Below are 12531 nucleotides of genomic sequence, written 5' to 3'. Positions count from 1 at the left end.
GGGAGGTTCGCCGCATGTCGTTCGGTGTTCGCATGAAGGTCTTCGTCGCCGTGGCGACGTCGCTGCTGCTGGCGTCCTGTGGCGGCGGCAGCAGCGCACCCACGGGCAGCGCCAGTTGCGACCTGGCCAGCCAGAAGGACTGGTTGCGCGGCTACATGCTCGATTGGTACTTCTGGTCCGGCCAGTCGCCCAATCCGGAGCCGGCCGGCTACGCGACGCTGGGTGACTATTTCCAGGCGCTCAAGTTCAACCACTACGCAGGGGTGCCGAACGGCATCGAGCCCTGGAGCAACTACCAGGACAGCGCAAGCTACAACCAGTTCTTCGCCGAAGGCCGCAGCACCGGCTACGGCTTCGCGGTCAACGGCCTGGAAGGGCAACTCCCTCTGAAGGTGCGCTACGTCGAGCCGCAGTCGCCGGCAGGCGCGCAGCTCGTGCGCGGCGACGTGATCAAGGCGATCAACGGCGTGCCGGACAGCACGCTGATCCAGCAGTTCGCGGCCAGCGACACGGCGGTCCTCAGCGGCGCCGCCGGCGAGCAGATCACGCTGGACATCGAGCGTGCCGGCGCGCCGCGGCGCGTCACGCTGACCGCCGCGGAGTACACGCTGACGCCCGTGCCCGCGTCGGCGACGCTGAGCGCCGGAACCGCGACAGTCGGCTACGTCGCGCTGAAGGACTTCATCACCCAGGCGGAGGCGGAGCTGACGAGCCGCCTCGGCGCGATCAGGGCCGACGGCGCCACCGACCTGATCGTCGACCTGCGCTACAACGGCGGCGGCCGCATCTCCACCGCCAACCATTTCGCGTCGCAGATCGTCGGCGCGCTGCACGGCGGCAAGGTGTTCACGACCTTGAACTACAACGCGGCGCACCAGAGCTCGAACAACAGCTTCACGCTGAGCACGGCGCCGGCACCCGCCTTCGGCCGTGTGGTCGTGCTCACCGGCCCGCGCAGCTGCTCGGCCAGCGAGCTGCTCGTCAACGGCCTCCGGCCGTATGCCCAGCAAGTGGTCACCATCGGCGGCACCAGCTGCGGCAAGCCCTACGGCTTCAACCCGGTGGCCTCGTGCGAGAACACCTTCAGCATCGTCAACTTCCGTGCCGTCAACGCGGAGGGCGTGGCCGACTACGACGCCGGCATCACGCCCACCTGCGCCGTGGCCGAGGACTTCAGCGGTGTCTTTGGTGATCCGAGCGAGAAGCTCACCGCCGCTGCGCTGAGCTACCTGCAGACAGGCAGCTGTCCGGTGGCGGCCGCGCCATCGGAGCGCGCGACGACGCTGGACGCACGTCGACGCAGCTTCATGCTCGAACCGGGCGAACGCCGCGGCATGACGGCCGACTGAAGATCCGGACACATTCGGACATGTTGCGGCACAGGGCCGCAACAGGGCGCCGCGACGATGCGGCGATCAGCACGCGCTACCACGTCCATGTCGTCGATGCCGAGGCCGCGCACCGCGACGCTCTCGCGCGTTATCTCGAGTCCCACGGCCTGGCCGTCACCGTCATGGGGTCGGCGGACGAACTGCTGCGCCGCATGCACCGCCACCGCCCCGACCTGATCGTGATGGACACGACCCTGCCCGGCCTCAGCGGGTTGCAGGCCTGCCGGCAGCTGCGCGCCGAGGGCGACCGCGTGCCGCTGATCCTGCTGTCCGCGCGCAACGAGGAGGTCGACCGCGTGCTCGGCCTGGAGATGGGCGCCGACGACCTGCTCGGCAAGCCCTGCTCGCTGCGCGAACTGCTGGCGCGCGTGCACGCGGTGCTGCGCCGTTCGATCGTGCCGCCGGGCCTGCCGATGCTCGCTGCGGCGCCGGTGGCTTTCGGCGCACTGCAGTTCGACGTCGCCTCGCGCTGCCTGGTCTGCGACGGCCACGTGCAGGTGCTCGGCACGGTGGAGTACGCCGTGCTGGCCGAGCTGGTGGCCAACCCCGGCGTGGCGGTGTCGCGCGAGCGGCTGCTGGCCGTCTCGCACGGCCGCGCCGAGGGCCTGCTGCCGCGCGCCGTCGACGTGGCGGTGATGCGGCTGCGCAAGCGCATCGAGCCCGACCCGGCTCGGCCCCGCCACCTGCAGACGGTCCGCGGCCACGGCTACATGTTCGTGCCCGCAGCGCCGTCCGACGCGGCGCCGCGGCGCTACATCAGCAGGTGTTCCCCGGCGTTCTCGCCGCCGAGCACGACGTAGTTCACCTTGCGCAGGTCGGCGAGCTTGGTGCCGCCGCCGTAGCTGATCGAGCTTTGCACGTCCTCGCGCATCTCGCGCAGCGTGTCGGCGAGCCGGCCCTTGATCGGCTCGAGGATGCGCTTGCCCTCGACGTGCTTGTACTCGCCCTTGTTGAAGTCGCTGGCCGAACCGAAGTACTCCTTGTAGAGCTTGCCGTCGACCTCGACCGTCTGGCCCGGGCTCTCCTCGTGGCCGGCGAACAGCGAGCCGATCATCACCATCGAGGCGCCGAAGCGCACGCTCTTGGCGATGTCGCCATGGTGGCGGATGCCGCCATCGGCGATGATCGGCTTGGTGGCCACGCGGGCGCACCACTTCAGCGCCGAGAGCTGCCAGCCGCCGGTGCCGAAGCCGGTCTTCAGCTTGGTGATGCACACCTTTCCCGGGCCGACGCCGACCTTGGTGGCGTCGGCGCCCCAGTTCTCCAGGTCGATCACCGCCTCCGGCGTGGCCACGTTGCCGGCGATGACGAAGGCCTTCGGCATCTTCTGCTTGATGTGCTCGATCATCCTGCGCACGCTCTCGGCGTGGCCATGGGCGATGTCGATGGTCACGTAGTCGGCGCCCACGCCTTCGAGCGCGAGGTGGTCGATCACCTGGTAGTCGGCGGGCTTCACGCCCGAGCTGATCGACACGTACAGGCCCTTGCTGCGCATGCGCTTGGCGTAGGCCAGGCTGTCGATCTCGAAGCGGTGCATCACGTAGAAGTAGCCGTTGGCGGCCAGCCACTCGGTGATCGGCTCGTCGACCACCGTCTTCATGTTGGCCGGCACGACCGGCAGGTTGAAGCGGCGGCCGCCGAACTCCACCGAGGCGTCGCACTCGCTGCGGCTGTCGACTCGGCACTTGCGCGGCAGCAGGAGGATGTTGTCGTAGTCGAAGATTTCCATGGCAGCGGCTCCGTCAGATGCAAGGGCGAGCGCTTGACTTGGAATCCCGGTGCTCCAGCGAGGCCGTCTGCAAGGGACGGGACCGGAAGTGCGAACCGGGCGCCAAAATTTGGGCCCGGTGGCGAATTCTACGCGGCTGCGGGGTTCGACGGCGGCGGCGTCAGGTCGTGGCCTCAGCGTGGCGGCGCGAAGCGCTCGGCCAGATCGACGCTGGCGCCGCGACCGACGCGGTCGCCGTGCTCGCCCAGCCAGCGCTGCGCGCGCAGGCGGCCGAGGTCGCGCAGCCGCTCCAGAAAGGGCATGTGGGCGATCAGTCGGGTTTCGGCGGACAGGGCTCCGAGGTCGTCGTGCGCATCGATGAGGTGGGTGCGCAGCGCGCGCAGGCGGCGTTCCAACTGCCCGGTGGCGAAGACCGAAGCGCGTGCCTCGGCGTGGGCCTCGGCGAGCAGGGTGGCCTCGCGCAGGAAGCTCGCATTGAAGGTGAATTCCAGCGCGCGGGCGCGGATGTCCTCGGCGCTGAGCGGCACGCTGTCGTAGTCCAGCGGGCTGAGCGACACGATCAGCAGGTCGGGCACGCCGGTGCGCACCAGCGGGAAGAGCGCGGGATTGGCACTGTAGCCGCCGTCCCAGTAGGGTTCGCCGTCGATCATCACCGCGTGGTGCATGGTCGGCAGGCAGGCCGAGGCGAGCGCCGCGTCGACGCTCAGCTCCTCGTTGCCGAAAAGCCGCAGCCGTCCGGTCTTCGCGTGCGTGGTGGCGATGAACAGCCGCGGCGCCCGCTGGCTGCGCAGCCGATCGAAGTCGACTTGTGCCGCCAGCACGTCGCGCAGCGGGTTCAGCCCCAGAGGGTTGAGCTGGTAGGGCGACAGCAGCCGTGTCCAGTGCATCAGGGCGCGCAGACCCGGCGCGAGCCCGGGGTTGTCGGTCGGGCCGACCATCAGCAGTTCGAAGGGCAGCTGCGCGCCGACGGCGTGCCAGAAGGCGGCCAGCGATTCGCGCGCAGCCTCGGCGCCGCCGCGCATCAGGCCCTGGGCCAGCGCCAGCGCGTTCATCGCGCCGGCACTGGTGCCGCTGATCGCCTCGATGTTGAAGCGGTCGCTTTCCAGCAGCGCATCGAGCACGCCCCAGGTGAAGGCCCCATGCGCGCCGCCGCCCTGCAGCGCGAGGCCAAGGGCGGGGCGAGCGAAGGGCAGGGAACGGAACCAGCGCATGGGACGGTCTGAGCATTGCGAGAAGCATGCCCAGCATGCCAGCCCCGCGCGTGGGTGCGTTACCGTCGGTGTGGGCGCAGCGAAGGTCACGCCGGCCGGCCCCGCGGGTTCGGCGGTCGCGACTTCGCCTGGACGCTCACCCTGCGCGGACGGGACAGGCGCTGCACCTGGGCATCACGCGGTGGCGTGATCGCTCCTGCGGGCAAGGCCAAACAGGGCTGGAACCTAGAATGCCGCGATGGATTCGCATGACGAGCGGGACATCCCGCTGTTCGAGGAGAACGAGGCCGCCGCGCCGCCGCCCCACATGGGCGGCCTGCTGCGCGGGCTCAACCCGGAGCAGCTCGCCGCGGTGACGCTGCCGGCGAAGCCGGCGCTGATCCTCGCCGGCGCGGGTTCGGGCAAGACGCGCGTGCTGACCACGCGCATCGCCTGGCTGATCTCCAACGGCATGGTCTCTCCCGCCGGCGTGATGGCGGTGACCTTCACCAACAAGGCGGCCAAGGAGATGCTCACCCGTCTGGCCGCGATGCTGCCGCTGCCAGTGCGCGGCATGTGGGTGGGCACCTTTCACGGTCTGTGCAACCGCTTCCTGCGTGCGCACTGGAAGCTCGCCGCCCTGCCGCAGGGCTTCCAGATCCTGGACTCGGCCGACCAGCTCTCCGCCGTCAAGCGTGTCATCAAGGCGATGAACCTCGACGAGGAACGCTACGTGCCCAAGCAGGTGACCTGGTTCATCGCCGCGCAGAAGGAGGATGGCCTGCGCCCGAAGGACGTGGAGGTGCGCGACGAGCTCACGCGCGTGATGGTGCAGGTCTATCAGGCCTACGAAGAACAATGCCAGCGCGAGGGTGTGGTCGACTTCGCCGAGCTGATGCTGCGCACCTACGAGCTGATGCGCGACAACGCGGCCCTGCGCGAGCACTACCAGCACCGCTTCCGCCACGTCCTCGTCGACGAGTTCCAGGACACCAACAAGCTGCAGTACGCCTGGCTGAAGATGTTCGCGGGGCCGCAGACCGCGATCTTCGCCGTGGGCGACGACGACCAGAGCATCTATGCCTTCCGCGGTGCGCAGGTCGGCAACATGAGCGCCTTCGAGCGCGAGTTCCGCGTCGAGCAGGTGATCAAGCTGGAGCGCAACTACCGCAGCTTCGGCAACATCCTCGATGCCGCCAACGAGCTGATCTCGCACAACACCAAGCGCCTCGGCAAGAACCTGCGCACCGAGGCCGGCGCCGGGGAGCCGGTGCGCGTCTACGAGGCGACCAGCGACTTCGCCGAGGCGCAGTGGTTCGTCGAGGAAGCGCAGCAGTTGCACCGCGACGGAACGCCGCGCCACGAGATCGCGCTGCTCTACCGCAGCAACGCGCAGAGCCGCGTGCTGGAGAGCGCGCTGTTCAACGCCGGCATCCCCTACAAGGTGTATGGCGGCCTGCGCTTCTTCGAGCGTGCCGAGGTCAAGCACGCGCTCGCCTACCTGCGCCTGATCGAGAACGCCAACGACGACACCAGCTTCCTGCGCGTGGTCAACTTCCCCACGCGCGGCATCGGCGCGCGTACCGTCGAGCTGCTGCAGGACGCCGCGCGCGCGAGCGGACGTTCGCTGGCGCAGAGCGTCGGTGCGGTGGCGGGCAAGGGCGGCGCGAACCTGCAGGCCTTCGTCGCATTGATCGACGCGATGCGCGATGCGACCAAGGGTCTCACGCTGCGCGAGATCATCGAGCACATGCTGCACGCCTCGGGACTGGTCGACTTCTACAAGACCGACAAGGAAGGCAAGGACCGGCTCGAGAACCTGGAGGAACTGGTCAACGCCGCCGAGGCCTTCGTCACGCAGGAGGGCTTCGGCAAGGACGCGGTGGCGTTGCCGGTGGACGAGCAGGGCACGGCTGCCGCGCAGGTGCCGGACGCGGAGACGGGCGAGATCATGTCGCCGCTGGCCGCCTTCCTCACCCACGCGTCGCTGGAAGCCGGCGACAATCAGGCGCAGGCCGGGCAGGATGCCATCCAGCTGATGACGGTGCACTCGGCCAAGGGCCTGGAGTTCGACGCGGTGTTCATCACCGGGCTGGAGGAGGGGCTGTTCCCGCACGAGAACAGCCTGGCCGACCACGAGGGGCTGGAGGAGGAGCGCCGCCTGATGTACGTGGCGATCACGCGCGCCAGGAAGCGCCTATACCTCAGCTTCAGCCAGACGCGCATGCTACATGGCCAGACACGCTACAACGTGAAGAGCCGGTTCTTCGACGAGCTGCCCGAGGCCTGCCTGAAGTGGATCACGCCGCGCAGCCAGGGCTTCGGCTCGGGCTTCGCGCGCGACTACCAGCAGGCCTGGCAGCGGGGCACGGGGCTGGGTTCGATCGTCGGCGCAGGCCGGGTGGAGCCCCGGTCGGCGAGCGCCTATCCGTCGGCGCCGAAGAGCAGCCCGTCTCACGGGCTGCGCACCGGCCAGAGCGTGTTTCACACCAAGTTCGGCGAGGGCGTGATCGTCACGCTGGAGGGCAGCGGCGAGGATGCGCGCGCCCAGGTCAACTTCGGCCGCCACGGCATGAAGTGGCTGGCGCTGTCGGTGGCCAAGCTCACGCCGGTGAACTGATCAGGCGCCGCCGGGCAACTGCCCCGCTCACTCCTTCGTCGAGACCGTCACGACGCGCCCGTTGCGCGGCTCGACCACGCAGCGGTAGCTGAACGGGATCAGGTTCATGCCGGCGGCGCGCTCCACCGAGCCCACGCCGAGCAGTTCCACGCGTCCGTTCTCACCGGGCTGCATGCGCCGCGAGTCGGAGCCGAAGTGGATGCGGCCGACACGCGGGTGCTGCTTCTTCAGCGCGGCGGCGACGGCGCTCTCGCAGGCTTCGGGCGAGACGTTGGTCAGGTCGGGCTCGAAGGGCTTCTCGGCCGCGGCCCGCGTGCCGCCCGTCTCGCGGAACACCACGCCCGAGGTGGCATCGCTGGCGGCGCTGTAGGCGCAGCTGTAGGTGAAGCTCACGTCAGGCCCGGTGGCAGCGCGGTAGCGTCCTTCGCCGCGGATCGCGGTCTCGTCCTCGTTGTTCGGCAGCAGCACGCGGCGCGAGGCGATGAACTGCACTTCCTTCGCGTCGCGCCCGCGCATGCGGCGGATCGTTGCGGTCACTTCCTGCTCGCAGCGTTCGGTGGCCTTGGCCGTGTCGGCTTGCGCCCGCGCGGCCGATGGCCCCAGGAGGGAGACCAGGGCGAGGAGGATGAGGCCGGTACGTTTCAGCATGAGGAACGGATCGCGAGCGCACGCAGGGCAGGGATGAGCGATGGTGGCTGCTTTGGTGCAGCACGGCAAGGGCGGATGTCCCGCCTGCTGCGTCTTCGGGCGATGTGACGCAGAGCGAGGTGCGCCAAGGGGCTGGCGCCGGATTCCACGCCTTGTGCACAGGGTTCTCCACTGCCGCTGTGGACAAGGTCACGCCTTTGCGCCTCCTCGGCCTGTCAGGGCGAACCCGGTGACACCCTTCTTGAAGCGGGCCGACGCCGGTCGGATCCGCCCCCGCGGGAACCATCGGGGCCGCTCGATAGCGACCCTCGGGGTTTTCCCTGTGAATGAAGTCCGAGAACTTGCCTACATTGCTTGTATGCAAGCTTGTAGGGAAGATTGGCTTGCAACCACCGCTGGAGATCCACCCATGCCCAAATTCATGCGCTCCCTGTTCGGCCAGGTTGTCCTGGCGCTGCTCGTCGGCGTCGCGATCGGTCTGCTGGCCCCCGAGTTCGCCACCAAGCTCAAGCCGCTCGGCGACGCGTTCATCAAGCTCATCAAGATGATCATTCCTGTCCTGGTGTTCTGCGTCGTCGTGCACGGCATCGCAGGCGCGGGCGACCTCAAGCGCGTCGGCCGGGTCGGCGTGAAGGCGCTGGTCTACTTCGAGGTCGTGACGACCATCGCGCTGGGACTCGGGCTGCTGCTGGCCCTCGTGTTCCAGCCGGGCATCGGCATGAACGTCGACACGGCCACGCTGGATGCGAAGGCCATGAGCGCCTACGCCGAGAACGCCAGCAAGCTCACCGGCGGCGGCACCGTCGATTTCCTGATGAAGCTGATCCCGACCACCGTGGTCAGCGCCTTCGCCAACGGCGACGTGCTGCAGGTGCTGCTGTTCGCGGTGCTGTTCGGCTGCGCGCTGGCGATACTCGGAGAACGCGGCGCGCCGGTGGCCAGCTTCATCGACACCCTCTCGCACGTGCTGTTCAAGACCATGGGCATCATCATCAAGCTGGCGCCGATCGGCGTGCTCGGTGCGATCGCCTTCACGGTCGGCAAGTACGGCATCGGCTCGCTCAAGCAACTCGGCATGCTGGTCGCGCTGTTCTACGTGGCGGTGATCCTGTTCGTGGTCATCGTGCTGGGCACGATCATGCGGCTGGCCGGTTTCTCCATCTTCAAGCTGCTGCGCTACCTGCGCGAGGAGCTCGCGGTGGTGTTCGCCACGACTTCGAGCGACAGCGTGCTGCCGCAGATCATGAGCAAGCTCAAGCGTCTGGGCATCCGCGATTCCACCGTCGGCCTGGTGATCCCGACCGGCTATTCCTTCAACCTCGATGCCTTCTCGATCTACATCACGCTCGCGGCGGTGTTCATCGCGCAGGCCACCAACACGCCGATCTCGATGACCGACCTGCTGACCATCCTGGCCATCTCGCTGGTCACCAGCAAGGGCGCGCATGGCGTGCCGGGCTCGGCGATCGTCGTGCTCGCTGCCACGCTGCAGGCCATCCCCGCGATTCCGGCCATCGGCTTGGTGCTGGTGCTGTCTGTCGACTGGTTCATGGGCATCGCTCGGGCGCTGGGCAACCTGATCGGCAACTGCGTGGCCACCGTCGCCGTGGCAGCCTGGGAGGGAGACATCGACCGCGAGCGCGCCCAGGCGGTGCTCGACGGCCAGCCGGTGCCACCCAGCGAGGACGATGCCGACGTCGCGGACGAGTCCACCGTGCTGCCCCAGCCGGCCCGAGCCTGAGCCATGGTCAGCCAGACTGAGATCGCGCAGCGCGTCGTCGAGTCCATCCTCGCGCAGAAGCTCGCTCCCGGCGAGCGGCTCGGCGAGCAGGAACTCGCCGACCTGTTCGGCGTCAGCCGCACGCTGGTGCGCGAGGCGCTGATGCAGCTGCAGGCGCGCGGTTTCGTCGAGGTGCGCACGCGCAAGGGCTGGTACGTCGTGGAGCCTTCCATCGACGAGGCGCGCGACGCCTTTGCGGCACGGCGTGCCGTCGAGTCCGGGCTGCTGCGACAGGCCGAGGGCCAGTTCGAGGGTCGTCCGCTGCAGACGGCGGTGCGCCGCCTGCGCCAGCACATCCACGACGAGCAGCAAGCGATCGACGGCGCCGACCCGGCCACGCGCGCCTTCCTGCTGGCCGACTTCCACGTCTGCCTGGCCGAATGCCTGGGCCACAAGCTGCTGTCCGACATGCTGCGCGACCTGACCGCGCGCACCACGCTGGTCGCCTCGCTCTACCAGTCGACGCACGACGCGCGCCAGTCCTGCGCCGACCACGAACAGATCGTGTCGGCCATCGAGCAGGGCAAGCTCGAGCGCGCCGCGGCGCTGATGATGGATCACATCGGCAACGTCGAAGATGCGCTGGGCCAGTCGGCCGCCGAATCGGCCGATGCGCGCGACCGCCTGCGCGCCACGCTGGCGCCGCTGCGCAGGGTGCGCTGAGCCGCGGTTGTCGCGGTCGCCCGCGCGGCCGCGAGAGCGCGCCACTTCCTGCAGCAAAACGGCGCCTGCCGGCGCGCTCCAACTCTGCGCCCTCCGACGACGAACTTCACACGCTGCTGCAGACCCTCAATGCCCGGCTTGTGAAGCCGTTCAGGCGGCGGGGCGTGCCGGAAGCGGACAAGGGCCAGACCTACCTGGTGGATCTCGACGCAGACACGGACGAGGCAAGCACGCTGCGACCGCTGCGGGCCGCGGCAATCACCTACCGCATCGCCTTTGGACCACGCGACGGGCACAAGGCGCTGACACTGCGCGGCGCACAGCCGCGCGAGGCGCAACTTCATCAGAGGCCGGCTGGCCCGCAACTGCCCCCAAGCGCAGACCGCCAGAGCGCCACCAGGATCGGCTGGCCGCCAGCATCGGCTCCGGACCTGGAGCAGGGGCGGTGCTGCGCGTCATGCCGGCAAAGGGCGGCAGGATCGGCTCCTGTCGGCCGGCGGAACTTTGGCCCGCCGGCGCCCGGCGCCGCAGTCCGAGTGCCTAGTTCCGCATCGCGCCGTCGAGCATGTCCTTCAGCCCGATGAGGTGCTGGAGCGCCTCGACGCGCTGGCCTTGCTCCAACGCGATCTCGTCGTGCAACTGCTTGAGCGACATGCCCTGTTGCACATGGGCGGGGAGGACGCGCGGCACCATCTGGCGCTGGATATAGCTCATCACCGCGATCTCGGCCTTGGCGCGATTCGCCTCATCGAGTCCGGCGAGTGCCCCGTGGTTGACACGCAACTGCAGGTACTGCGACGGTGGCATCGCATGCTCGTTGACCGGCACGCGGACGGTCTCGGCCGAACCGGTCTTCGCGGTTGACGTCACCACCAGGAGGTCCGCCGCCACGCCGGGCGCAACGGCGGTGCTGCCGCCCGCGATGACCTCGAACGTCACCTTTCGGTCGCGCGGCGCATTGGGCCCCGTCAGATCAAGAATGCGCTGATGGCTCGCCACCTGTGCACCCCACCAGTTCACTGCGTCGGCAGCGAACCGGTCGGTGACCGATTCGCCGGTGACGGCGGGCGCCGCTCGCTTGGCCTCGGCCTCCTGCTGCTGCACCTGGTACGTGATGATCGGCGTGACTTTCCAGATGCCGACCACGGCGACGAGGAAGGTGCCAATCGTCGCCGCGGCTTGCAGCCCTGCCGTGACGAGCAGCCAGCGGTCCTTGGTTCCCAGATCCTTCCACACCATCGAAGCGCCCCCTGAGCCTCAGCGGACTCACAAACTCGCGACGTCTCACCGTGGCCGACGGCAAGGCACGTGTGGCGGATTGTGCCTGCTGGAGCGAGCCCGGCACGAGCCTGACCCAGCAGCGCTGCTTCGCCCGCGTTGCCGAGATGGGCAGCTTCCGCGAGGCGGCGTCAAGCTCGATGCCGCCCAGCCGACGCTGAGTCGCCAGGTGCGACTGTTCGAGACCGACATGCGCGTGACGCCGCTGCAGCGCATCGGCAGATGCGAACGGTGCAAGAGGTGCGCACCGTTTGTTGGTGCCACGGGGATATCCGGCCGCGCCGGGTTTCGAGAATCGCCACGACGCCGAGGTCCATGCTGGATGTCCGCGAGGCCGGTGGTGCCGAGCCGGTCACCGGCACGACGGTCACGGCGCACTCCCGTCTCTCGACCGGACTGTGTGCGCGGTGTCGCGCCACGCCTGTCGCCCCTCTGGTTCTTGCTCCCAGGGCGCACCCATGACGTCCCGCTTGGTGCATTTGCTTGCTGCGGGGTATCGCGCTGTCTGCTCTAGCCATTGTGGCCGACGTCTCGCAAGGCATGGCGTGCGAGGACGGACGCGCTTCTTGGCCGGCGCAGCGGCTGGCGTCGACGTCGTCGTGGCAGCGGCGACCGCGGCGGTGGACTTGGCCACAGAGGTGAGCCCGGTGGCGGGCAGTTGGATCTCCGAAGAAGCGGCAAAGAGGCGAGCGAAAGTGTCTAAGCGGAAGGCTTCGGTACCGAAGATGCAATCTGGGCCGTGCCTTGGTACTGCACCTGCTTGAACCGATCCTTGGCGTCCCAGTTGCTGAACTGCCAGTTCGCCGTGCCGTCATCTCGCCAAGAAACGGCACCCGAGGATCGTCCGTAGAAGTCGAGGTCATGCCCAGGCCAGGCGACTGTTCCGTTGGCTGCGGGCGCCTCCAAAGGACTTTGCGGCCAGGCGGACAAAGGCAAGACCTGCTGCGGCTTTGTGCGAGCGCCGCGCTTCGATGATGACCTAGGCAGATTGCCACCCTTGGCGAACTACCAGGTGACTCGAGTTCTCGACGCGCGACACTTGGCTCAAAAGGGCGGCATGCGATGCGCCCAGGCCGTTGACCTGTACGGTGACGCCGCTCACCTTCTGAGTGTCGTGGCCCTGCGCTGGTTGATGCGCTGCCTCGGACAGTCGTGTGCTGGTTTGGCCACGTTGCAGCAACTCTCCACAGGGGCGAGTTTGCTCACCACGGCCCTGTCACCGCCATGGGCCA

General features: G+C 68.6%; 9 protein-coding genes. 5 read left to right on the top strand and 4 right to left on the bottom strand.

Features of this window, described 5'->3' with window-relative positions; all coding sequences use genetic code 11:
• The first annotated feature begins 14 nt into the window (after window positions 1-14).
• On the top strand, window positions 15-1349 hold the full coding sequence (locus Q0599_RS16075) for a S41 family peptidase (protein WP_298831386.1): 1335 nt from the start codon (window positions 15-17) through the stop codon (window positions 1347-1349).
• Window positions 1350-1369: 20 nt separating this feature from the next.
• Window positions 1370-2191, top strand: coding sequence for a response regulator (locus tag Q0599_RS16070; protein ID WP_298831383.1), 822 nt, complete (start codon window positions 1370-1372; stop codon window positions 2189-2191).
• Here Q0599_RS16070 and Q0599_RS16065 read toward each other — a convergent pair.
• Both Q0599_RS16065 and Q0599_RS16060 read right to left on the bottom strand, forming a co-directional pair.
• On the bottom strand, window positions 2143-3120 hold the full coding sequence (locus tag Q0599_RS16065) for a GMP reductase (protein ID WP_298831380.1): 978 nt from the start codon (window positions 3118-3120) through the stop codon (window positions 2143-2145). The genes Q0599_RS16070 and Q0599_RS16065 overlap by 49 nt on opposite strands.
• A gap of 173 nt (window positions 3121-3293) precedes the next feature.
• Window positions 3294-4331, bottom strand: a complete 1038-nt coding sequence (locus Q0599_RS16060; RefSeq protein WP_298831378.1) for a patatin-like phospholipase family protein — start codon at window positions 4329-4331, stop codon at window positions 3294-3296.
• 307 nt (window positions 4332-4638) lie between these two features.
• On the opposite strand from Q0599_RS16060, the gene Q0599_RS16055 reads away from it, so the two are divergent.
• The gene (locus Q0599_RS16055; protein WP_298832735.1) at window positions 4639-6930 is read left to right on the top strand and encodes a UvrD-helicase domain-containing protein; all 2292 of its coding nucleotides are present in this window, start codon (window positions 4639-4641) and stop codon (window positions 6928-6930) included.
• Between the two features lie 27 nt (window positions 6931-6957).
• Here Q0599_RS16055 and Q0599_RS16050 read toward each other — a convergent pair whose 3' ends face one another.
• On the bottom strand, window positions 6958-7578 hold the full coding sequence (locus Q0599_RS16050) for a hypothetical protein (RefSeq protein WP_298831376.1): 621 nt from the start codon (window positions 7576-7578) through the stop codon (window positions 6958-6960).
• A 409-nt stretch (window positions 7579-7987) separates the two neighbouring features.
• Between Q0599_RS16050 and Q0599_RS16045 the strand changes: the two genes are divergently transcribed.
• Both Q0599_RS16045 and Q0599_RS16040 read left to right on the top strand, forming a co-directional pair.
• Window positions 7988-9319: a C4-dicarboxylate transporter DctA gene (locus tag Q0599_RS16045; RefSeq protein WP_298831373.1), complete on the top strand. Its 1332-nt coding sequence runs from the start codon at window positions 7988-7990 to the stop codon at window positions 9317-9319.
• A 3-nt stretch (window positions 9320-9322) separates the two neighbouring features.
• Window positions 9323-10021: a GntR family transcriptional regulator gene (locus tag Q0599_RS16040; protein ID WP_298831370.1), complete on the top strand. Its 699-nt coding sequence runs from the start codon at window positions 9323-9325 to the stop codon at window positions 10019-10021.
• A 540-nt stretch (window positions 10022-10561) separates the two neighbouring features.
• On the opposite strand, the gene Q0599_RS16035 is transcribed toward Q0599_RS16040, so the two are convergent.
• On the bottom strand, window positions 10562-11260 hold the full coding sequence (locus Q0599_RS16035; RefSeq protein WP_298831367.1) for a hypothetical protein: 699 nt from the start codon (window positions 11258-11260) through the stop codon (window positions 10562-10564).
• Between the last annotated feature and the right edge of the window lie 1271 nt (window positions 11261-12531).

Origin of the sequence: uncultured Piscinibacter sp. (genome assembly GCF_937952055.1) — a bacterium.
GTDB lineage: Bacteria > Pseudomonadota > Gammaproteobacteria > Burkholderiales > Burkholderiaceae_C > Piscinibacter.
Note: the sequence above shows the minus strand (reverse complement) of the source record. Positions and strands in the feature narration are given on the sequence as shown.